At 52.4% G+C, this 23,156-nt stretch carries 22 protein-coding genes and 1 pseudogene; 22 read left to right on the top strand and 1 reads right to left on the bottom strand.

What is annotated here, in order from left to right:
• Positions 1-2 precede the first annotated feature (2 nt).
• From FMM72_RS05840 to FMM72_RS05780, 13 genes and pseudogenes are all read left to right on the top strand, one after another.
• Positions 3-266 (top strand): hypothetical protein, encoded by a 264-nt coding sequence (locus FMM72_RS05840; protein WP_162220693.1) that lies wholly within the window; start codon positions 3-5, stop codon positions 264-266.
• A complete protein-coding gene (locus FMM72_RS05835) occupies positions 193-1,449 on the top strand; it encodes an ABC transporter substrate-binding protein (protein WP_243151537.1) in 1,257 nt (418 codons plus the stop codon). Before FMM72_RS05840 ends, FMM72_RS05835 begins: the two co-directional genes overlap by 74 nt.
• A gap of 262 nt (positions 1,450-1,711) precedes the next feature.
• On the top strand, positions 1,712-2,593 hold the full coding sequence (locus FMM72_RS05830) for a branched-chain amino acid ABC transporter permease (RefSeq protein ID WP_160208525.1): 882 nt from the start codon (positions 1,712-1,714) through the stop codon (positions 2,591-2,593).
• 5 nt (positions 2,594-2,598) lie between these two features.
• Positions 2,599-3,750 carry a branched-chain amino acid ABC transporter permease gene (locus tag FMM72_RS05825; RefSeq protein WP_347561241.1) on the top strand — a complete coding sequence of 384 codons (1,152 nt, stop codon included), beginning with the start codon at positions 2,599-2,601 and terminating at the stop codon, positions 3,748-3,750.
• A complete protein-coding gene (locus tag FMM72_RS05820; protein ID WP_162220838.1) occupies positions 3,743-4,585 on the top strand; it encodes an ABC transporter ATP-binding protein in 843 nt (280 codons plus the stop codon). Before FMM72_RS05825 ends, FMM72_RS05820 begins: the two co-directional genes overlap by 8 nt.
• On the top strand, positions 4,578-5,285 hold the full coding sequence (locus FMM72_RS05815; protein ID WP_160208531.1) for an ABC transporter ATP-binding protein: 708 nt from the start codon (positions 4,578-4,580) through the stop codon (positions 5,283-5,285). Before FMM72_RS05820 ends, FMM72_RS05815 begins: the two co-directional genes overlap by 8 nt.
• 181 nt (positions 5,286-5,466) lie before the next feature.
• On the top strand, positions 5,467-5,679 hold the full coding sequence (locus FMM72_RS17505; RefSeq protein WP_347561240.1) for a hypothetical protein: 213 nt from the start codon (positions 5,467-5,469) through the stop codon (positions 5,677-5,679).
• A 21-nt stretch (positions 5,680-5,700) separates the two neighbouring features.
• Positions 5,701-5,976: pseudogene (locus tag FMM72_RS05805) on the top strand (class II aldolase/adducin family protein); the annotation flags it as partial.
• A gap of 133 nt (positions 5,977-6,109) precedes the next feature.
• Positions 6,110-6,760 carry a DUF1847 domain-containing protein gene (locus FMM72_RS05800; protein ID WP_347561239.1) on the top strand — a complete coding sequence of 217 codons (651 nt, stop codon included), beginning with the start codon at positions 6,110-6,112 and terminating at the stop codon, positions 6,758-6,760.
• A gap of 428 nt (positions 6,761-7,188) precedes the next feature.
• On the top strand, positions 7,189-8,238 hold the full coding sequence (locus FMM72_RS05795) for an ABC transporter ATP-binding protein (RefSeq protein WP_006875405.1): 1,050 nt from the start codon (positions 7,189-7,191) through the stop codon (positions 8,236-8,238).
• Entirely contained in the window at positions 8,235-9,050 is an 816-nt protein-coding gene (locus FMM72_RS05790) for an ABC transporter permease (protein ID WP_369883089.1), read from the top strand. Before FMM72_RS05795 ends, FMM72_RS05790 begins: the two co-directional genes overlap by 4 nt.
• Positions 9,047-9,859, top strand: a complete 813-nt coding sequence (locus FMM72_RS05785) for an ABC transporter permease (protein ID WP_162220837.1) — start codon at positions 9,047-9,049, stop codon at positions 9,857-9,859. The genes FMM72_RS05790 and FMM72_RS05785 overlap by 4 nt, the downstream gene beginning before the upstream one ends.
• Positions 9,856-11,097: an ABC transporter substrate-binding protein gene (locus FMM72_RS05780; RefSeq protein WP_162220836.1), complete on the top strand. Its 1,242-nt coding sequence runs from the start codon at positions 9,856-9,858 to the stop codon at positions 11,095-11,097. The genes FMM72_RS05785 and FMM72_RS05780 overlap by 4 nt, the downstream gene beginning before the upstream one ends.
• Positions 11,098-11,208: 111 nt before the next feature.
• On the opposite strand, the gene FMM72_RS05775 is transcribed toward FMM72_RS05780, so the two are convergent.
• Positions 11,209-11,415 (bottom strand): hypothetical protein, encoded by a 207-nt coding sequence (locus FMM72_RS05775; protein WP_160208538.1) that lies wholly within the window; start codon positions 11,413-11,415, stop codon positions 11,209-11,211.
• A 142-nt stretch (positions 11,416-11,557) separates the two neighbouring features.
• On the opposite strand from FMM72_RS05775, the gene FMM72_RS05770 reads away from it, so the two are divergent.
• The 9 genes from FMM72_RS05770 (at position 11,558) to FMM72_RS05730 (ending at position 23,073) form a co-directional block, all read left to right on the top strand.
• A complete protein-coding gene (locus FMM72_RS05770; RefSeq protein ID WP_160208540.1) occupies positions 11,558-14,002 on the top strand; it encodes an ATP-dependent Clp protease ATP-binding subunit in 2,445 nt (814 codons plus the stop codon).
• 527 nt (positions 14,003-14,529) lie between these two features.
• The gene (locus tag FMM72_RS05765) at positions 14,530-14,919 is read left to right on the top strand and encodes a thioesterase family protein (protein WP_160208542.1); all 390 of its coding nucleotides are present in this window, start codon (positions 14,530-14,532) and stop codon (positions 14,917-14,919) included.
• Positions 14,916-15,566 carry an HAD family hydrolase gene (locus tag FMM72_RS05760; RefSeq protein ID WP_160208545.1) on the top strand — a complete coding sequence of 217 codons (651 nt, stop codon included), beginning with the start codon at positions 14,916-14,918 and terminating at the stop codon, positions 15,564-15,566. Before FMM72_RS05765 ends, FMM72_RS05760 begins: the two co-directional genes overlap by 4 nt.
• Positions 15,567-16,054: 488 nt before the next feature.
• Positions 16,055-16,648, top strand: a complete 594-nt coding sequence (locus FMM72_RS05755) for a helix-turn-helix domain-containing protein (RefSeq protein ID WP_160208548.1) — start codon at positions 16,055-16,057, stop codon at positions 16,646-16,648.
• Positions 16,648-18,306 carry an AMP-binding protein gene (locus FMM72_RS05750; RefSeq protein WP_180322888.1) on the top strand — a complete coding sequence of 553 codons (1,659 nt, stop codon included), beginning with the start codon at positions 16,648-16,650 and terminating at the stop codon, positions 18,304-18,306. Before FMM72_RS05755 ends, FMM72_RS05750 begins: the two co-directional genes overlap by 1 nt.
• Before the next feature lie 117 nt (positions 18,307-18,423).
• Entirely contained in the window at positions 18,424-19,140 is a 717-nt protein-coding gene (gene yunB, locus FMM72_RS05745; protein ID WP_162220835.1) for a sporulation protein YunB, read from the top strand.
• 163 nt (positions 19,141-19,303) lie between these two features.
• A complete protein-coding gene (ligA, locus tag FMM72_RS05740; RefSeq protein WP_162220834.1) occupies positions 19,304-21,295 on the top strand; it encodes an NAD-dependent DNA ligase LigA in 1,992 nt (663 codons plus the stop codon).
• Positions 21,296-21,305: 10 nt separating this feature from the next.
• Positions 21,306-22,505: a DNA polymerase IV gene (gene dinB / locus FMM72_RS05735; RefSeq protein WP_162221063.1), complete on the top strand. Its 1,200-nt coding sequence runs from the start codon at positions 21,306-21,308 to the stop codon at positions 22,503-22,505.
• A 16-nt stretch (positions 22,506-22,521) separates the two neighbouring features.
• A complete protein-coding gene (locus tag FMM72_RS05730) occupies positions 22,522-23,073 on the top strand; it encodes a metallophosphoesterase (protein WP_160208556.1) in 552 nt (183 codons plus the stop codon).
• Positions 23,074-23,156 lie beyond the last annotated feature (83 nt).

The raw sequence follows: 23,156 nt of genomic DNA, 5'->3' as shown, positions 1-23,156 counted from the left end.
TTATGGCAACACGTTATTTACAAAAAACACGTCTGGATTTTGAGCAAACTGGACAATTCCAAAAAAATCAAGCAAAATGTTCCAGCACAGTTGCATTTTCTAAGATATTTGATATAATAAAGTGTATGCAGTGGATGTACATTTGTATTTCTGCCGCTGAATTCCGACATGGAAATAATTGGAGGAAAGATTATGAAGAAATTTTTAGCGATTGCGTTGGCATCGGCGCTGACCCTTTCGATGGCGGCCGGCTGCAAAAAGGTTGATGAGGGCTCTCCGGCTCCAGATGCCGGATCCGCGCCCGCAGGCGACGCTGCGGCCCCGGCTGGAGACGCTTCTGCACCGGCTGGCAGCGCGGCTTCCGGAGACGTGATCAAGATTGGCGTGTTTGAGCCGCAGACCGGCGAAAATGGCGGCGGCGGCCTGCAGGAGGTTTACGGAATTCGTTATGCCAATCAGGTATTCCCGACTGTCAACGTCGGCGGTAAAGAATATAAGATCGAGCTGGTTGAGGCCGACAACAAGTCTGATAAAACAGAAGCTGTCACGGCCGCGCAAAGCCTGATCAGCGCCGGCTGTTCGGTCGTTCTCGGCTCCTACGGTTCGGGCGTTTCAATTGCCGCCGGCGAGATCTTCGCGGATGCACAGGTCCCGGCTATCGGTTGCTCCTGCACAAACCCGCAGGTCACACTTGGAAACGACTACTATTTCCGCGTCTGCTTTATCGATCCGTTCCAGGGTACGGTGATGGCCAACTATGCGGCCCAGGACGGCGCTAAGACGGCGGCCATCATCACACAGCTCGGCGACGACTATTCGTCTGGTCTGGGCAACTTCTTTAAAAATGCGTTTGTCGAGCTTGTCGGCGAAGGTTCCATCGTCGCTGAGGAGCAGTTCCAGACAAATCAGACTGATTTTAAAGCGATCCTGACGAACATCAAGGCGGCCAATCCGGATGTTATTTTCGCGCCTTCGTCCATCGCGACTGCTCCGCTGATCATCAAACAGGCCCGAGAGCTTGGCATCACTGCGAAGATCATGGCCGGAGATACCTGGGAGAACGGCTCCATTATTGAAAATGCCGGCGCGGACGCCGAGGGAGTCACGCTGTCCACCTTCTTCGACGAGGGAGATACCTCCAACCAGGTTGCAGCTGAATTTATCACCGGCTTTAAGGAGTATCTGACCAGCATCGGACAGGATGACATTATCCCAGCGGTTTCAGCGCTCGGCTACGATGCATATCTCGCGGCCATCAAGGCGATTGAAGCGGCCGGCTCCACCGAACCGGCGGCGATCCGCGACGCGCTCCAATCCCTCAGCTACGAGGGTGTGACCGGCGCAATCTCCTTTGATGAAACCGGCGACGCCAACAAGGATATGGCCTTTATCAAAGTGGTTGAGAACGGCCAGTTCAAATTCCTTAAAACGGTTACGCTCGGCGAATAAAACAAAATAACTGCAAGGCGGGAGGCGTCTTGTCCTCCCGCCTTGTATCTTTTACAGCATTCGGCGATTAGGGGCTGTTTGAAAAATGAAAAATACCGGCATATCCTGCCGTCTGCGCATGGCCGGGAAATTTCTCTTTTTTCAATAAGCCCCACAGCCTGGAAAACCGCCTGCCTGACTGAATATCGGCGCGCGCTTTCCTGCGGAGTCCGGATTTGACCGGGGCCGCTATACTTGCTTATCGTTTGGGGGCTTCCTGTTTATGAGCTTGACAACAATCCTGCAGCACTGCCTGACAGGTATATCGCTAGGCGGCGCGTATGCGCTGATCGCCATCGGCTATACAATGGTTTACGGCATCCTGCGTCTGATCAACTTCGCCCACGGCGATATTTTCATGATGGCAGGGTATTTTATGATTTTTGCAATGGCAAGTATGCCTTGGCCGCTCGCCATTCCGCTCATCATACTCGGTACGGTTGTTCTGGGTGTGGTGATTGAACGCGCCGCGTACAAACCGTTGCGCACCGCGCCGCGTATGTCGATCATGATTTCCGCGATCGGCGTTTCCTACCTGCTGCAAAATTTGGCTACATACCTGTTTACAGCGATTCCGAAAGGATATCCGGAAATTCCATTTCTCAAGCGTATCTTCAAGATCGGCGATCTGTCCGCTTCGCTTGTCACATTTATTACGCCGGTTTTGACGATTGTGCTGGTGCTTTTATTGATGACACTGATCAACCATACAAAGGTAGGTATGGCCATGCGTGCCGTCAGCAAGGATTTTGAAACATCGCGCCTGATGGGCATCAAGATCAATACAATCATCAGTATCACCTTTGTGATCGGATCCGCTCTGGCGGCGGTCGGTTCGATTCTTTATTTCACCGACCGTATGTCCGTTACGCCGTTTTCCGGTACGCTGCCGGGACTGAAATGCTTTGTCGCGGCCGTGTTCGGCGGTATCGGAAGCATCCCGGGTGCCGTGGTTGGAGGGTTTGTAATCGGCATCTGCGAAACGCTGCTCGTGGCAATGGGTTATTCCACATTCAGCGATGCGTTTACATTTCTTTTGCTGATCGTGATGCTGCTGTTCAGGCCAACTGGCTTGTTCGGTGAAAAAAGTACGGATAAGGTGTGATGCATATGAAAAAATCAACAAAGCGCATTTGTTCATTGGTGCTGATCGCCCTGGCCGTCGTGCTGCTTTTTATACTGGACGGACATAAAAATGAACAGGGCATGCTGATCTCTATTTTGCAGAAAAGCGCCATCCTGGCCATCGTCGCTGTAGCAATGAACCTGTTAAACGGTTTTACAGGCCTGTTTTCACTTGGGCAGGCCGGGTTCATGTCGATCGGCGCGTATGTCACGGCGATTTTGATGATCCCGGTCGCAAGCCTGGACGGCGTTTACTATATGAATGGGGTCGCGCCTGGAATCCGGTCGCTGAAAGAGGCGATGGAGGCTGGTCCCGCGTGGCTCCAGGCAACATATCCATTTTTGGCGTTGATTGCCGGAGGATTGATCGCCGCGGCTTTTGCCGCGCTGATTGGAATCCCGGTGCTGCGTCTGAAAAGCGATTATCTGGCGATTGCCACACTTGGGTTTTCCGAGATCATCCGCGCTATTTTTTCCAGCCCGCAGATGGACACCATCACAAACGGTTCCTATGGTCTTAATAAGGTGCCGGCCTTTCCAAAGCTGTTTGGTCTGCCGGTGCTTTTTACACCGTTTATCATCGCTGCCGTCTGTATCGCTCTGATGGTGCTGCTGATCAGCTCCACCTATGGACGCGCCTTTAAAGCAATCCGTGAGGATGAAATCGCGGCGGAGGCGATGGGCGTCAACCTATTTAAGCATAAACAGCTTTCGTTTGTCATCAGCTCGTTTTTCACTGCCATTTCCGGTGGCTTGCTCGCTATGTTCATGCGTTCCATCGAGGCGAAAACCTTCAGCATCACGCTGACATACGACATCCTGCTGATCGTGGTCATCGGCGGTATCGGCAGCGTGACCGGAAGCGTTTTAAGCGCTTTCCTTGTGACCGCAAGCAAGGAGTGGTGGCTGCGTTTCTTCGATCAGCCGCTTGTCATCGGCGGATGGGAGATTTCGCTGTTCCGCACGGGTTTCCGTATGGTCGTATTTTCAGTGCTGCTGATGGTCGTCGTGTTGTTTTATCGCCGCGGCCTGATGGGGGATAAGGAGTTTTCCTGGGACGGCCTTGTACGTCTGTTGAAGAAGCCGTTTGCCAGGCGTGCCCCGGCCGGCGCGAAGGGCGGTGCGGGCCATGAGTAAGAATGTGCTCCGTCTGGAGAACCTCACCATGCAGTTCGGCGGTGTTGTTGCGGTCAACGACCTGTCCCTGTCGATTGACGAGGGGGAGATTGTGGCGCTTATTGGACCAAACGGCGCGGGGAAAACAACAGCGTTCAATATGGTGACGGGCGTTTATGCGCCTACAAATGGCGCGATTTATTTTAACGACGAGCTGCTGGTATCCAATCATCCGCAGGGGAATATGCGCAAGCTGTACCAGGGCGGCAATGCGGATAAGTTCCCAAAGGTGCTGGAACGCACACCGGACGCGATTACGCGCCTTGGAATCGCGCGTACCTTTCAGAATATCCGTTTGTTTAAAAGCCTGAGCGTTTTTGAGAATGTCCTGATTGCAAAGCATATGCGTGCTAGGGCGGGCGTGTTTTCCGCCGTTTTCCGTTTGAACGCAAAAGAGGAAAAGGCAATGCGCGAGGACACGATGCGCCTGTTGGAAATTTTAGAGCTTGCCGATTTAAAGGATGAGGTGGCGAGTAGTTTGCCATATGGCAAACAGCGCCGTCTGGAAATTGCGCGTGCGCTTGCAACCGATCCGAAAATGCTTTTGCTCGACGAGCCTGCCGCCGGTATGAACCCACAGGAAACAGACGAATTGACCGAGTTCATCGGACATATCAAGGATGACTTTCATTTGACGGTATTCATGATTGAACACCATATGGATCTTGTCATGGAGATTTCCGACCGCATTTATGTGCTTGATTTTGGTCAGATGATCGCGAGCGGGACACCCGCTGAAATTCAGAATAACGACCGCGTCATCGACGCTTATTTGGGGGTGCAGGAGGATGCTTAAAATCAATGATCTCTGCGTGTCCTACGGCGGTATTGAGGCGGTCAAGGGAATCAGCCTGGAGGTCCCGGAGGGAAGCATCGTTACGCTGATCGGCGCCAACGGCGCCGGCAAGAGCACAACACTGCGGGCAATTTCCGGCCTTGTGCCAATTAAAAGCGGAACCATTGAATTTCTTGGGGAACGCATTGACGGCGTGCCAAGCGAAAAACTTGTCGGCAAAGGAATTACACTTGTCCCGGAGGGGCGGCGCGTCTTTTCTGATCTGACGGTGCTTGAGAACATTAAGATCGGCGCCTATCTGCGTAAGGACGATCTGACAGACGACATCAATTGGGTTTACGAGCTGTTCCCGCGGCTCAAGGAACGGTCCTGGCAGGCCGCCGGTACATTGTCGGGCGGCGAGCAGCAGATGTTGGCGGTTGCGCGCGCGCTTATGAGCCGTCCAAAGCTGATGATGATGGATGAACCATCGCTTGGACTTGCGCCGCTGATTGTTCAGGGAATTTTTGATATCATCAGGGAGGTTCATAAACGAGGGGTTACTATCCTTCTGATTGAGCAGAATGCCAACATGGCGCTGCGGACAGCGGATTACGGCTATGTGCTGGAAACCGGCAAAATTATCATGCAGGATACTGGAGCGGCTTTATTTGCGAATGAGGATGTCAAGGCGGCATATCTTGGAAAAAAACGCTCCTGAGAAAATGGTTGCGAAAAAATCCGGCTCCGCAGGCTTGAAGCGGGGCCGGATTTTATTCGTTGCATTTTCTGGGGAGCATGGAAAGGATGCGCGGGTGTTTAAATAGGGGCATTTGTCTTGCAGGCAGAACGTTCCCGTTGTATGATTCTGCTTGTGAAAGAAATGGGTACAGGAGGGGGGTATGAAGCATTATCAACTGGGGCTTTATCAAAAGACCATGCCCGGGACGCTTTCTCAGCGTGAGAAGCTGGAAACCGCCAAGAAAGCTGGATTTGGTTTTGTGGAGATCAGTATTGACGAATTGGACAAGTCCGGCGATTTGCGCACGTGGTATGAAGATTATGGAAATGGTTTGCCCAGGGGAGAATATGATGTCTATCAATGCCGCGCATAGCGGTGAAATGGGGGATGTTTTATGTTAGAAGCACTGAAGCAAGAGGTATTTGAAGCAAATATGCAGCTTCCCAAACATGGTCTGATCACGTTTACATGAGGCAATGTTTCTGGAATTGACCGTGAGCGGGGTCTTGTTGTCATCAAGCCGTCCGGCGTTAAATATGACGTTTTGAAGCCTGCGGATATGGTTGTTGTAGACCTTGACGGCAAGCGCGTCGAAGGCAAGCTCAACCCCTCGTCAGATACGCCGACGCATGTGGAGCTGTATAAAGCGTTTGGAAACATAGGCGGAGTCGATGGCTTGGCATTGCAAAGCGCTTTCAGGCAATACAGTCGAGCCGATGCAGCTGGTTTTATTGGATAAGCTTATTTGCGTAAACATGGCGCAAATGCTTATTATGGACAGCGGTAGCAGGGCAGGAACATGCTTGAGTAAGAAAGGGGGAGAACGACGCGTGTACACCTGTGCCAGATGTGGTATTCACGCATGCAGTGAGGAACATCCACAGCAGATGCCGGAAAATTGTCCCATGCGTCATCATACATTGTTCAATGAGGCGATTGAACAGTATCAAAGCCCGGAAAATCACAATTTTTACATCAAGGCATCTGAAATTGAAGCGATTGGTTATGGCCAATGGGTCCGGCTCAGGGAGACGGTTGAACTATGTAAATCGATGGGCTACAGGCGGATTGGAATGGCATTTTGCCGTGGGCTGAGAAACGAAGCAAAGGTGATTGACAGCCTGCTGCGCCGCTATGGCTTTGAAGTTGTTTCAGTGATTTGCAAAACAGGTGGTATTTCCAAGGAAAAAGTGGGAATTCCGGAGTCGGGAAAGCTTAAGCCGAATCAATTTGAGCCGATGTGCAATCCGATTGCGCAGGCCAGGCTGCTGAATGAACAGAATACGGAGTTTAATATTGCCGTGGGGCTGTGTGTGGGACATGATTCGCTTTTTTATAAATATTCCGACGCGCTGGTTACTACGCTGATTGCGAAGGATCGTGTGCTGGCCCACAATCCCGTTGGGGCGGTTTATTGTGCGGAGGGTTATTTTAAAGCGAAGCTGGAGCCTTAAAAGAAAAACAGGACGCCGTGCAGCGTCCTGTTTTTTTGTACGATTTGCACATATCGCTTTACAAGTTCGTCAGAGTTAAAAACCATTGCTTTACAGATTCCGATTCATATCCATTCTGCGTCAGTATAAAAAAGATTTTTTGAGAATTTTGGAGTAAAACAGAGAATATTAAAAATATAAATTATAAAATAAAGAAATTTAACGTCATAAGCTTAAAAATCGCGAAAAATAGCTTGACTTTTTACAGTAATATGATATATTGATTCTTGCAGTTTTTGCATCTGCATAAAATCGATGACAATTTACCGCCTAATAACGGGCGCGTATAAAAAGCGCGCTGCGATTAGAAAAAACCTTTTGCGGGTAAGCGGTAAGAAATCATCGGGGGCCGTAAAGACGGTCTAAATTCCGCAAAGGGGGATGCATAAATGAAAGAAAACAACATTGTAAGCCTCAGAGACATTTCCGTTGACTTCGATGGCGACCCCATCCTCGTCGGACTTGATCTCGACATCCGTGACAAAGAATTCGTTACTCTGCTCGGGCCGTCCGGCTGTGGAAAAACCACAACGCTTAGGACAATTGGCGGTTTCGTCAGCCCGAAGTCGGGTGACGTTTTTTTTGACGGTGTACGTATCAACGATGTGCCGCCGCACAAACGGCATGTCAACACGGTGTTTCAGCGATATGCGCTGTTCCCGCATCTGAATGTTTTTGAAAACGTGGAGTTCGGGCTAAAAATCAAAAAGCTGCCTGAGAATGAGCGGAAAAACCGTGTGCATGAAATGCTTGAACTTGTCAACCTGGCAGGCTATGACCGGCGCAATGTTAATCAACTGTCAGGCGGCCAGCAACAGCGCGTTGCGATTGCGCGCGCCCTGGTCAACCATCCAAGGGTGCTTTTGCTGGACGAGCCGCTCGGCGCGCTTGATCTCAAGCTGCGCAAGGAGATGCAGATTGAGCTCAAACGTATGCAGCAGGCGCTTGAGATCACCTTTATTTATGTGACGCACGACCAGGAAGAAGCTCTTACCATGTCGGATACGGTTGTCGTCATGAATGACGGCGACATCCTTCAGGTGGGTACGCCCCAGGATATTTATAATGAACCGAAAAATGCGTTTGTCGCCGACTTCATCGGCGAAAGCAACATCATTGACGGCGTCATGCATAAGGATTGCCTGGTTGAGTTCGCCGGACGCAAGTTTGACTGTGTTGACAGCGGATTTGGCACGCTTGAACGCGTCGACGTTGTCATCCGGCCGGAGGATATCAAAATCATCGAGCCGCAGGACGCGCCGATCTCCGGTGTTGTTGAATCGGTGATTTTCAAGGGCGTCCACTTTGAGATGATCGTTGACGCGCACGGATATAAATGGATGATCCATTCGACACGCAGCGAGCAGCCGGGTGCCTTCATCGGAATGGAGGTTGCCCCCTTCGATATCCACATCATGCACAAAATGGAGGTGGAATGATGAAATCGAAGGCGACTGCGTTCCCATATCTGATTTGGATGGCGATTTTTATCGTTGTCCCGCTCGCGCTTGTCGCATACTATGCGGTGACAACGCCGGAAGGGACATTTACCATCGATTACATTTCGCAGGTCGGCGAATATACGCCTGTATTGGTGCGTTCCATATGGCTTGCATTCATCGCAACGGTGATCTGTTTGCTGATCGCCTATCCGTTGGCGTTCATTATTTCGCGTCACAGCGGCAACGGACAGCGTACAATGATTATGCTGATTATGCTGCCGATGTGGATGAACTTTTTGCTGCGTACCTATGCGTGGATGACGATTCTGGAAAAAAACGGCCTGATCAACCGGCTGCTTGGACATTTTGGGATGGGACCGTTTGAGATGATCAATACACAGGGGGCGGTTGTGCTTGGCATGGTCTATAATTATCTGCCTTTTATGATCCTGCCGCTTTATTCCGTAATGACAAAAATTCCGGACAGTGTAATTGAAGCCGCACAGGATCTGGGCGCGAACACATATAAGATCCTGACGCGCGTGCTGATTCCAATGACGGTACCGGGCATTTCGACCGGGATTATCATGGTGTTCGTACCCTCGGTTTCTACCTTCATTATTTCCCGGATGCTTGGCGGAGGCGGGAATCTGCTGATCGGCGACCTGATTGATTTGCAGTTTTTAGGAAATGCATACAACCCGAACCTCGGCGCTGCGATCGCGCTCGTCTTGATGGTGTTGATCCTGCTTTGTATGAGCATTACAAACCAGTTCGGAGATGAGGAGAAGGGGGATTTGCTCAAATGAAATGGCTGCGTAAAACATATGTCGCCATTGTGATGGCATTTCTGTATGCGCCGATTCTGGTGTTGATCGTCTTTTCCTTTAACAAGTCAAAGTCCCGCGGCGCCTGGACGGGCTTCACGCTTTCGTGGTATCAACGGTTGTTTACAAATGAAGCGATCATTCAGTCTTTGATCAATACGCTTGTGGTCGCGCTGATTTCGTCGGTGCTGGCGACTGTAATTGGTACGCTTGCTGCGATCGGTATCCGCAATATGGGACGGCTGTCCCGCAGTGTTGTCATGAACGTGACTTATATGCCGGTGATCAATCCTGAAATTGTAACCGGCGTCTCGCTGATGCTGCTGTTTGTATTTGTCAAAAACGCCGGCCTTCAATTGGAATTTGGCTTTGTAACGCTCGTGCTTGCACATATTACGTTTAACATCCCGTATGTAATTTTAAACGTCATGCCCAAATTGCGGCAGATGGACGTGTCGGTATATGAAGCGGCGCAAGATCTTGGGTGCAGCCCTATGCAGGCGTTTTTCAAGGTGGTTATTCCAGAGATTATGCCTGGCATTCTGGCAGGATTTTTGATGGCGGTTACGTATTCGCTTGACGACTTTATCATCAGCTATTTTGTCACAGGTCCGACATCGCAAACGCTGCCGATCACAATTTTTTCAATGACGCGGCGCAAAGTCAGCCCGGAGATCAACGCGTTGTCGACAATCATTTTTGTTGTCGTTTTGATTGTGCTGTTGGCCGTTAATCTCAACGATGCGCGCCGTGAGCGTGAAAACCGTGTGCAAGCGAGGGCGCGCGTATGAAAAGATTAAGTGCGTTTCTGCTTGCAGTGCTGCTTGCGTCTTTTATGTCCGTGTCCGCTTTGGCTGAGGTTTCCGCAGAAGATGAAAGTTACTACACCCGGTTCCAGGGGGAGGGGCGTTCTTTGAACGTCCACAACTGGGGTGAATATATTTCCGATGGTTCGGAAGGGAGCGTGGATGTAATCGCCGAATTTGAGGCGCTGACCGGCATTAAGGTCAATTACACTACGTTTTCGACGAACGAGGAGGTGTATGCCCGCTTACGCAACGGAGGAGCCAGCTATGATATCCTGATTCCAAGCGATTATATGGTCGCCCGGATGATTCGGGAGGGGATGCTTGAAAAGCTTGATTTTGACAATATTCCAAATTTAAAGAACATTTCAGAGAGCTTCCTCAATCCGATTTTTGATCCGACAAACGAATACTCGGTCCCATATACCTGGGGAACGGTCGGTGTAATCTACAATAAAGCTATGGTTGACGAGGAGGATATCGGTAGCTGGGACTTGTTGTGGAATCAAAAATATATGGGCGATATTTTGATGTTTGCCAACCCCCGCGATGATTTCGGCATTGCGCTTAAGCGCCTGGGATATCCAATGAACCCTGAAAATGAGCAGCAGTTGCGGGAAGCAACGGAGCTGCTCAAGGATCAGAAGATGCTGGTTCAGGCGTATGTCATGGATGAAATTTTCGATAAGATGATCGGCGGCGAAGCTGCGATCGCTCCATATTATGCCGGCGATGCGATTACGATGATGGCTGACAACGAGGAGCTCGGCTACTTTGTCCCTGAAGAAGGGACAAACCGTTTTGTCGACGCGGTGGTGATCCCCAAAGGTTCGAAGGAAAAGGAATGCGCTGAAATGTTTATCAACTTTCTGCTGGAGGCGGAGGTTGGCGCGGCCAATGCGGAATACATTGGATACAGTTCGCCAAACGACGCGTCGCTTGCGCTCCTGCCAGAGGATGTACGCAATAATCCGATTGCATATCCATCGGACGAGGTAATAGCAAAGACAGAATTTTGGATCGATTTGCCGGCGGAAATGAATCTTGCCGTCGACGCCGCATGGACAGAGCTTCTGTCCACAGATGTGCAGTACAGCAAGTGGTTGATGCCCGGTGTGATGGCCGCGGCGCTGCTTACATCGATCGGTATTAATACCACGCGCGCCTGGCGCCGCCGGCGTGAGCGTGAGGACTTGAGCGGCGAGGTTCCCAAGAGGTTCTGAGCGGTTGGGAGAAGGAGGCGGCGTTTTGCCTTTGGAGATGTCTGTGAACCATATAAAAAACGGCGGGGATGCGATTGCATCCCCGCCGTTTTTGGCATTCAGCCGGATTGATCAGCAGCAGCCATTGTTGCAGCCGCAACCGCAGCCGCAGTCATTGCAACAGCCACAGTCATTGCCGCAGCAGTTGTTGTTGCCGCAGCAGTTGTTGTTGTTACCGCCCCAGCCGAAGCCGCTGCCGCCCCAACCCCATCCGAAGATGATGATGATGAGGATAATGATCCAGAAGTAGTTGCCGCCAAAGTTGTTATTGCATCCCATAAAGAATGACCTCCTAAGAGTGATTTCATCCCATACTATGTCGCTGGCCCAACTTCGGTTCCTTGTGATGGCGCGCATATCGCGGCTGACTTCTGACAATATTATCATTGGAAAGCGCATAAAGATAATTTGGGGTGATACATTGTTTAAATTTAACGGTTTTACACCGAAAGCAAATGCCGCGATCAATTGTGCGATTGACGAGGCGTCGGCCCTCGGGCACACATATATCGGCAGCGAACATCTTTTGCTGGGCCTGCTCTCGGAGGGAAGCGGCGTGGCGTTCACAATGATGCAAAAGAGCGATGTCAGCGCGGAAAAGGTGCGTGAATTGCTGGTTAAGACGGTTGGAAAAGGGATCCGCTCGGTATTGACGCCGTCTGATATCACCCCGCGCTGTAAACGAATTTTAGAGCTATCCCTTATGCAGGCGCGCATGGGCGGCACCCCTCTGGCGGGTACAGAGCATATTCTGATGAATTTACTCAAGGAAAATGAGAGCTACGGCGTTCGGTTTTTAAAACAGCTCAATGTTGATCCGGAAATGGTCGCCAAACAGATCGGTGATTTTGCGCAGACCTGCGGAGCTGATTTACTTGGCGCCCGGCGGGCTGCACCGCCCAGACCTAAAACAATACCGCGTACGCCGCTTATTGAGAAATACGGTCGTGATCTCACAGAGATGGCGCGTCAGGGGAAAATAGATCCAGTGATCGGACGCGAAAAAGAAGTAGAACGTGTTTTACAGATTTTAACGCGCCGTACAAAAAATAATCCCTGTCTGATCGGTGAGCCGGGTGTCGGCAAGACCGCGATCGCGGAAGGGATTGCGCGACGGATTATTGAACGTGACGTGCCGTCGCAGCTACGTGACAAACGGTTTATCGCGCTTGATCTGACCTGTATGGTTGCGGGTACAAAATATCGCGGCGATTTTGAAGAACGGATTAAAAATACCATCGACGAGGTTATCGCGGCAGGTAATATTATTCTGTTCATCGACGAGCTGCATACGATCATCGGGACGGGCGCGGCGGAGGGCGCCGTCGACGCTGCCAACATTCTCAAGCCGCAGCTTGCGCGCGGTGAGTTCCAGCTGGTGGGCGCGACGACGCTCGACGAATACCGCAAATTTATTGAGAAGGACGGTGCGCTCGAACGCCGGTTCCAGAGTGTTTTGGTTGAGGAACCGACAGAGGAACAGTCCGTACAAATCATCTACGGCCTGCGGGAAAAATATGAGGCGCACCACAAAATACGAATCTTGGACGAAGCGATTGACGCGGCGGTATCGCTCTCGGCCCGTTATATTGCCGACCGCCGTCTGCCCGATAAAGCGATCGATTTGATCGACGAGGCGTGTTCGCGCGTGCGGATGAACGGCAGCACAGTTCCAAACAATCTGCGAGAATTGGAAAGCCGCATCAGCGCGCTGCGTGAGGAAAAAGAAACGGCGATCAGCACACAGAATTTTGAATGTGCGGCCAGCATCCGGGACCGTGAAAGCGATCTGCGGGTAAAGCTTGAGAAAGCGCAGAATGAATGGGAATATACTGAAAACGGCGGTATGCGCCGGTTATGTGCCGAGGATATCGCGCATCTGGTCTCCAATATTACTGGCATCGATGTGACACGTATCACACAGGCGCAGAGCGAACGCCTTCTGCACCTTGAGGAATCGCTGCATGAGATGGTCGTTGGACAGGAGCAGGCAGTTCATGCCGTTGCAAGCGCAATCCGAAGATCACGCGTCGGGCTGCACGATCCATCACGTCCGCTGGGATCGTTTATTTTCCTTGGCCCCACCGGTGTGGGCAAAACAGAACTTTGCAAGGCGCTGGCCAAATGCATGTTCGGCGATCCGCATGCTATGATCCGGCTTGATATGTCGGAATATATGGAGCGGCACGCCGTATCGAAACTTGTGGGTTCACCGCCCGGATATGTTGGATATGACGAGGGCGGACAGCTTACAGAAAAGATTCGGCGCCGGCCGTATTCGGTGCTTTTATTTGATGAAATCGAAAAAGCACATCCCGATTTTTTCAATATGCTTCTTCAAATTTTGGAGGACGGCGTTCTGACCGATGCACAGGGACGCGTTGTAAATTTTAAAAATACAATTATCATCATGACGTCGAATATCGGCGCGCAGATGCTGCGCGATCAAAACCGGCTTGGATTTTCGTCAGGCGAGCAGGATTTTGATAAACAACAGGAGATCATTCGTAAGGCAATGCTTGCGGAACTGAAAAAATCCTTCAAACCTGAATTTATCAATCGTGTTGATGAAATGATTGTTTTCCACAAGCTTGGTCAGAAAGAGATTAAAAAAATTACAAGCAATATGCTTGACGCGCTGAAAACACGTCTGGCAGGCTTGCAGATTGAGATCAGTTTTGATGAATCGGCGGCGGAACGCATCTCCATCGATGGTTTTGACCCCGCGTATGGCGCGCGTCCGCTGCGCCGCGCTATTCAATCAAATATCGAGGATAAGCTGGCGGATGAATTGCTACATGGCAAGTTCAAAGCGGGAGATAAAATCACCTGTACCTGGCAGAATGAGCAATATACCTTCAGCTAAAAAAGTTCCCGGCTATATCGCGGTCATTGCGGTATGGCCGGGGTTTGTGCTATAATAACCGCAGAGCGGTTATTATACGTTTTATGGCCAGGGCGATATGCGGGCGCGGCCCGCTTCCGCCCCGATGGCCAATTATACCGTGTCGCTTCGCGGATATGGTATAATATGCGCAGTGCAAACGGCTTTGCTGTTTGCAGCCGCCGTCTGGCGGCACCCGCTGCAAAGCAGCGGACTGCGCATGTTACACCACAGCCAAAACCGGCAAAGCCGGTTTCGCTGCCGCTTTGCGGCAGACAAGCCCGAAAGGGCTTGCTGCTGTGGTATAATAACCGCAGAGCGGTTATTATACGTTTTATGGCCAGGGCGATACGCGGGCGCGGCCCACTGCCGCCCCGATGGCCGATTATACCATGCCGCTTTGCGGACATGGCGCCCAACCATAAGTCGGTGCGAAGCCGGATAGGTAAACCGTTCGGCGCCTGGCAGGCAATGATCGTGCAATTGAAGCAGAATGGAGAAATGTTGACATGGTTGATGAAATCAATTGTATCTCGATACAGGTGGTCCCCGAACATCTGGCCTCCGCCATTGGAAGCGGTGATCTGGATGTGCTTGCCACACCAATGATGATCGCTGCAATGGAACAGGCCGCGTGCGGTCTGCTTGCGCGCTTTTTAGAACCGGGGCAGACATCCGTTGGAACCGCTGTTGATATCAAGCATACGGCTGCAACGCCGTGCGGGATGGCTTTTACGGCGTCGGCGCGCCTGACCGGCAGAGAAGGACGCAGCGCCTCGTTTGAAGTGTGGGCTGAGGACGAGATGGGGGAAATTGGGCGCGGAATTCATACGCGTGTGGTTGTGGACGCGAAGCGTTTTCAGGAGAAAGCGGATGCGAAACGGAGGCAAAATCAATGACAAAGCTGGTTATTTTTGATTTGGACGGCACGCTGCTTAATACAATCGATGATCTGGCTGCTGCGGGCAATCATGTCTGCGCAGCGCATGGGTGGCCGACACACACCTCCGAGCAGTTTCGTTATTTTGTCGGAGACGGCGTCTATAAGCTCATGGAACGCATGACGCCAGCCGGTGTTGCTGAAACATTGGAGGAAGTACACTGCCTGCGCGATGAATTTAACGCTTATTACAACAGCCATAGCTGTGATCTGACGGTTCCGTATACCGGGGTGCCTGAGCTGCTTAAAAAGCTGGATGCGTATGGAATTGCGGCGGCTGTCCTATCTAACAAGCCGGATGCCTTTACACAACAATTGTGCGCAAATCTGCTCGGCGGGCGGTTTGCTGTTGTCCATGGGCAACGGGAAGGGCGTCCAACAAAACCCGACGAAAGTCTGACAAGGGAAATCCTTTTACAGATATGCGTGCGGCCTGACGAATGCATTTATGTAGGCGATTCCGGCGTTGATATGCGTACCGCTAAAAATGGCGGTCTGTTCGCTGTCGGCGCGCTGTGGGGATTCCGCACGCGCAAAGAGCTTTTGGAGAATGGGGCTGATGCGCTTGCCGAGAGTCCGCTCGACGTACTTGAGTATATAAATTGAGAGAATTGATAAAGCTGGTTAAATATGGATACACAGCGCAACGGACAGAGTGATGGGAAAAAGCAGCTTACTCTGGTTGACGGGGGCAACGGCTGGCGATTGACCGAATCCTACAGGCTGGCAAGCTGAGCAGGTGAAAAATTTTCTTGACAAGGCGTCTTGGATGATGTATGATAATGCCAATATTTCTGAAAGACAAAGACGGGGACGGCAAAAACATAGCTTTGCCCACAGAGAGCCAGCGTTTGGTGCGAGCTGGCGGCAGACGGTTTTTTGGCTTATCACCCCTGAGTCGAGCGCCAAACGCAGCAGTCAGTAGGCGTCTCCGCTGGACAGCGTTATCTGTCGGGAGCTTGTTGGAGCTTTGCTAAGCGGCGCTTAACGCGCAATCCGGGTGGTACCGCGGGTTTGTTTAATCAGACTCGTCCCTGTTTTGGGACGGGTCTTTTTGTTGTTTTATTTATAACTACTATGATGGAGGAATCAGTATGCAGGAACAAATGATTATGGAGATCGCGCAGCGTATCCGAACCCTGCGGGAAATTATGGAGATCCCGATTGCTGAAATGGCGCAGCAAACAGGTCTGTCCGCTGACGAATATGTCGCTTATGAGCAGGGCCAGGGAGATTTTACGTTTACGTTTCTTTACAATTGCGCGCAGGCGTTTGGCGTTGATATCATTGAACTGATTACCGGAGACGCGCCAAAGCTTTCCTCCTATTCGATTGTACGAAAGGGCGAGGGACTTGATATCAAACGCCGCAAGGGATTTTCTTACAATCATCTTGCATATCGCTTCTCCGGAAAGATCTCGGAGCCGTTTTTGGTAACAGCGCCGTTTTTTGAGGAAGAACAGTCAAAGCCGATCCACCTTTCCGAACATGACGGCCAGGAGTTCGATTATATTATCAGCGGCACGTTAAAAATGCAGATTGATGAACATGTGGAGTACCTGCATGCAGGCGACGCGATTTACTATGATTCCAGCCATAAGCATGGTATGATAGCGGCCGGGGGAGAGCCGTGTGTATTTTTGGCGGTTGTTATGAAGGATGAAAGAGGCAAGGGGGAGCATAACTGATGGAAATGGAAAACTTTTATAAACAGTTCTGCCATGAGGCATTTGATGAAAACGGCGTGCTCAGTGCATTTGAACCGGTGGTGGCGGATAACTTCAATTTTGCTTACGACGTGGTGGACGAAATTGCGCGCCTGGATCCAGATCGACGCGCGATGGTCTGGTGCAATGTGGCGGGTGAGGAACGTACCTTTACATTTGGTGAGATGAAGCTGTACTCTGACAAATGCGCCCAAATGCTGACAGATTACGGCGTTAAAAAAGGCGATATGGTTCTCCTGGTGCTCAAACGCCATTATGAATTCTGGTTCACGGTGCTCGCCCTGCATAAAATCGGAGCGGTCGGCGTGCCGGCGACGAATTTGCTGACGACGCACGATCTTATATACCGCTTCAAAGCGGCGAGTGTGACCGCCTGCATCTGTTCCGGCGAATGCAATATCGCAGAATATGTGGAGGAAGCCTGCCGTGAATATCCTGATATTCACGCTAAGTTTCTTGTTCGCGGGACACGCGAAGGGTGGCTGGATTATACAAAAGAACTTGAGAAGTATGACGGCGCCTGGCAACGCGCCCAGACGCACAAGAACGACCCGATGCTGCTTTATTTCACATCCGGTACAACCGGAATGCCAAAGATGGTCGTGCATAATATGGCGTATCCAGTAGCGCATATCATCACCGCGCGCTATTGGCACAATGTTCATGAGGATGATTTACATCTGACGGTGTCGGAAACCGGCTGGATGAAGGCTGTCTGGGGCAAGCTGTATGGTCAATGGCTGGCATGCGCATCTATTTTTGTCTATGATTTTGATAAGTTTGTCCCGCATGATCTGCTGCACATGATGGAAAAATACCATGTTACAACCTTCTGTGCGCCGCCGACAATCTACCGCTTCTTTATCAAGGAAGGGGTGAAGGGCTACGATCTTTCGTCTCTTCGCTATTCGACGACAGCCGGCGAAGCGCTCAACCCCGAGGTCTATAACCGCTGGTATGAGTATACGGGCCTGCGCCTGATGGAATCGTACGGACAGACGGAGACGGTTATGCAGGTGGCCAACTTTGTTGGAACAACCCCGAAGCCCGGCTCTATGGGCAAGCCCTCGCCGATTTATGACATCCATCTGATCGATGAGGACGGCAACGACGTTCCGCGCGGTACAGTCGGTGAGATCGTCATCAATACGGAAAAACCGCATCCTGGATTGTTCAGCGGTTATTACCGCAATCCAAAGGTCACGGCTGAATCATGGCATGACGGCTATTATCACACAGGCGATACGGCATGGATGGATGAGGATGGATATCTGTGGTATGTCGGACGTACTGACGATGTTATCAAATCGTCGGGTTATCGCATTGGGCCGTTTGAAATCGAGAGTGTGCTGATGGAGCACCCCGCTGTGCTGGAATGCGCGGTCACCGGCGCGCCTGATCCTGTCCGCGGCATTGTGGTCAAGGCGACGATCGTCCTGACGAAAAAATACCAGCCGTCCGAGGAGCTGAAAAAAGAACTTCAGACATACGTCAAGAAGCAAACTGCACCGTATAAATACCCGCGAATTGTCGAATTTGTCACAGAGCTGCCGAAAACGATCTCCGGAAAGATCCGCCGGACCGAAATCCGCGCCCGCGACAATGACAATCAGAAATAAATGAAAAACGCCGCCGCTTTCACAATGAAAATGGCGGCATTTTTTTGTTTACGCACATTTTGGGCCTGTCAGACATACATTTATTTATATGCAAGCGATGGAAGGGGGGCGGCGCCCGTGCCGATTACAATCCGTGTCAGCAAACGGAAATTGCGTGCATGGAAAATGCTGCTGACGGGGGCGGCGATTTTGGCAGGCGCGCTATTATTGGGCGGACGCGTTCGGCCAGCGATTACCTCGGTCTTTACCTACCAGGCGCAGTTAGCCGCGACGCGCTCTGTCAATGACGCGGTGCTCGATGTGATCGGACGCGGCGGTGTTGACTACCAGTCAATCATCCATGTGCGGGAGGACGCGCAGGGGCGCGTTACCTTTCTTGAAACGGATATGACGGCTGTAAACCGCCTGAAAGCGGAGATTACAAACGCTGTATCCGACCGCTTGAATCTGGACGCACAGAGCGGCGTCCAAATACCGATCGGCACCCTGCTCGGAGGGCAGTTCCTTTCAGGGCGCGGTCCGGATGTCACATTCCAGGTCATTCCACAGGGATATGCAAAAACGGATTTCTATAATGCGTTTCAGGAAGCGGGCATCAACCAGACGCTGCATCAAATCATGCTGCGGGTGGAGGTGCCGGTGAGCGCCGTCATGCCGACGTACACCGTTGACACGGTTGTGTCCACCGAGGTATGTGTGGCGGAAACTGTGATTGTCGGAGATGTGCCGCAGTCGTTCACAGAGATTTCAGGCGATAGCCGAGGCCTGCTTGATAAGGCTGGTGATTATGCCCTGAAAAGCAGTGGATTGCCTGGGGAAAATGTGGTACAATAAGCGTAGCGCAAACGGCAAAGCCGTTTGCGGCCGCCATCCGGCGGCCGCTGTAAGACAGCGAACCGCGCATGTTGAGCGGCAGGCAAGCCCGTTTGAACTTGCCGCTGCAGTACAATAAACAACGAAATTCTTGGCGTCTCCAGCGCCGGGGTGGAGGAAAACAATGGATTGTAAGGACTTGGAATCGGCAAAACGCCGTGTACAGGAGCTGCGCACGGTCATTGAAAAACATAATCACAGCTATTACGTGCTTGATCGTCCGACCGTCAGCGATTATGAATATGACCAGCTTCTGCATGAGCTGATTGATCTGGAGGAAGCGTATCCGGAGCTTGCGAGCGATCATTCGCCGACACGGCGTGTCGGCGGCGCGGCGCTCAACACGTTTGCGCCTGTGCGTCATGAGGTACAGATGGGTTCCCTTCAGGATGTGTTTGACATAGCCGAGCTGGAGGCGTTCAATGCGCGCGTGCGGGAGCAGATCGAACGGCCGGTTTATATCGTTGAGCCGAAGATAGACGGACTTTCGGTCGCGCTTGAATATCAAAACGGCGTGTTTTTCCGTGGCTCCACACGCGGCGACGGGATAACGGGTGAGGACGTGTCGGAAAATTTGAAAACGGTGCGCTCCATTCCGATGACGCTGCCGGAGGCGCTGCCGCTGATCGAGGTGCGCGGGGAAGTTTATATGCCGCGTTCCAGCTTTGACCACGTTGTGGCGCGCCAGCTTGAAAATGAGGAGGAACCGTTTAAAAATCCGCGCAACGCGGCCGCCGGCTCTCTGCGTCAGAAGGACAGCCGCGTGACGGCGCAGCGCGGGCTGGATATTTTTGTGTTTAACATCCAGCGCATAGAAGGCAAGACGCTGTCGGGTCATAAAGAGTCGCTGGATTATATGAAAAGCCTCGGGTTCAAGGTGATCCCCTCGTACAAGGCGTTTGACAACATCGAGGACGCGATTGCCGAGGTGGAGCGTATCGGCGCGCAGCGGTACGAATTCCCGTTTGATATCGATGGGGCCGTCATCAAGGTGGACGATTTTGAACAGCGCGAGGCGCTCGGCGCGACTTCAAAATTTCCTAAGTGGGCTGTTGCGTTCAAATATCCGCCGGAGGAGAAAGAATCTGTGCTGCGCGACATCGAAATCAAGGTGGGGCGCACGGGCGCGCTGACGCCGACTGCTGTTTTCGAGCCGATCACGCTGGCCGGTACGACTGTCAGCCGCGCTGTGCTGCACAATCAGGATTTTATCAATGAAAAGGGGATCGCGATCGGCGATACGATTGTCGTCCGCAAGGCGGGCGACATCATTCCGGAGGTTGTCTCCGTGGCCAGGCACCAGCCGGACGCGCCCATCTATCAAATCCCGGCGATATGCCCGTCCTGCGGGAGCGCAGCGGAACGCGAGGAGGGCGAAGCTGTGCTGCGGTGCGTCAATATGGCGTGTCCTGCCCAGGTCGCGCGCAATCTGACACATTTTGCCAGCCGCGACGCGATGGATATCGATGGTATGGGCCCTGCGATCGTGCATCAGCTTTTGGCGGCGGGGCTGGTGAAGTCGGCCGCTGACCTCTACAGCCTGACGCAAGCGCAGCTTGCCGATCTGGAGCGTATGGGGGAGCGCAGCGCACAAAACCTGATCGCAGCGCTTGAGCAGTCAAAGTCGCGCGATTTGGCCCGGCTGCTGTACGCGCTCGGCATCCGCGGAATCGGGCAGCGTTCCGCACAGCTTTTGGCACAGAGGTTCGGCACGATGGACAGCGTGCTCGCTGCGGACGCGGAGGAGATCGCGCAGATCGACGGCTTTGGCGGTATCATGGCGCAGAATACGGCTGATTTTTTTGCGTTGGAGCAAAACCGCGCCCTGATCGACCGGCTGCGCGCGGCGGGACTCAACATGGTCTGCACAAGCGCACCGGCGGCGGACACGTTTATGGGAAAGACCTTCGTACTGACCGGAACGCTCCCAACGCTGACACGCAGCGAGGCAAAGGCGATGATCGAGGCGGCCGGCGGCAAGGTGAGCGGCAGCGTCTCCAAAAAGACGGATTATGTTGTCGCCGGCGAGGAGGCCGGCAGTAAATTGCGCAGGGCCGAGGAGCTTGGCGTCGCCGTACTGGATGAAGCCGCTCTGCGCGCCATGCTGGAGGCATAGGGTGGCCGGATTGGATCGGGTGATCCTGCATGTCGATATGAACGCATTTTATGCGTCGGTGGAGGCGCTGTACCATCCTGAGACGGCCGGAAAGCCGATGGCTGTCTGCGGCGATGCGGAAAGCAGACGCGGGATCATCCTCGCCAAAAATGAGCTGGCCAAGCAGTGTGGCGTCAAAACGGCCGAACCAATCTGGCAGGCGCGCCGCAAGTGTCCTGATTTGCTGCTGCTGCCCCCGCACCACGATTTGTATCGTGCATATTCAAAAAAAGCGAATGCGATCTATGAGCGGTATACTGATCTTGTGGAGGCCGCGAGCATCGACGAAAGCTATCTTGATGTGACGGGCAGCCAGGGCCTGTTTGGAGACGGCGTCCAGATTGCCGACGCAATCCGCGCGGCAGTCAAGGCGGAGCTTGGGCTGACCGTCTCGGTCGGCGTTTCGTTTTGCAAGGTATTCGCCAAGATGGGCAGCGACTATAAAAAACCGGACGCTACGACCGCTGTTACGCGTGAGAATTATCGGGACATCCTGTATCCGCTGCCGGTGCGGGATCTGCTGCATGTGGGCGGGGCGACGGCCGCCGTGCTTTCAGGGCTTGGCGTTAAGACCATCGGCGATCTGGCCGCGCTTGATGAACAGACGCTCAAAGCCCGTTTTGGCAAGCATGGGCTTATGCTGTATATGTATGCGCACGGACTCGACCGCGACCCGGTCAAGGCGGCGGGGGAACAGGATGAAATCAAGTCTATCGGCAATTCGCTGACCTATAAGCGCGATCTGCGCACCCTGGAGGATATCCGCATTGGGTTGATGCCGCTTGCGGAGTCGGTCGCGTCGCGGCTGCGCGCGCACGGGTTGCGGTGCCGGGGTGTACAGATCGCAATCAAGGACCCGGCGCTGAAAACGATCGACCGTCAAAAACAACTGCCATATGCGACGCATCTTGCAAAGGATTTATTCGATGCGGCGATGGAGCTTGTCAGCCGTTCATGGGAGGTGGGGCGCCCGATCCGCCTGTTGTCGGTTACAGCAATCAACCTAACAAATGAGGGAGCCGAGGAGCAGTTGAGCCTGTTTGAAACGCCGCGCGACACCGGCCGTCAGGAGGCGCTTGAGTCGTCGCTCGACGCCATTCGGGAACGGTTCGGTAAGAGCGCGGTGACTCCGGCCTCCCTTTTAAAAAATGACCTGGGGATTAAAACATAAAAGGCGGGAGGCATGCATGGTTTACTTTACTGCTGATCTGCATTTCTATCACGACAACATTATCCGGCATGTAAACCGCCCGTTTCACAGTGCCGAGGAGATGAACCGCGTATTGGTCCAAAATTGGAACGCACGCGTTTTGCCGTATGATGAGGTGTATATCCTGGGCGATGTCACCATGAAGGGGCCGGAACTGGCGCAGGCCGTATTGTCCCGGCTTTGCGGAAAAAAATATCTGCTGCGCGGCAATCACGACGGATTCGTGGACCGCGCCGGATTTGACTGTACGCGGTATTTTGAATGGGTGCGTGATTATGCGGAGATCGATTATGCGAATACGCATTTTGTGTTGTTTCACTATCCGCTCGCGGAATGGAACGGATTTTATAAGGGTACAATTCATCTGCATGGCCATCAACACAACCGCGCTGATTACAATGAAATGCAGCGATTCAATCGGATTTTGCGGTATGACGCCGGTGTAGATGCGAATCATATGGCGCCGGTCAGCGCAGCGGAGATTTTGACTTTCTTCAGCGGCGTGGCAACACTGGAAGATAGGCGCTGATAAAATGAAGCTGGAGAGGGTTCGCAAACTGTAAAGCGGTTTGCGAACCCTTTCGCATATTCGCAGCCTTGACACGGCGTCAT

It is taken from the genome of Anaerotruncus colihominis (assembly GCF_010206195.1).
Taxonomy (GTDB): domain Bacteria; phylum Bacillota; class Clostridia; order Oscillospirales; family Ruminococcaceae; genus Anaerotruncus; species Anaerotruncus colihominis_A.
This window is presented reverse-complemented; position numbering and strand designations above follow the sequence as displayed.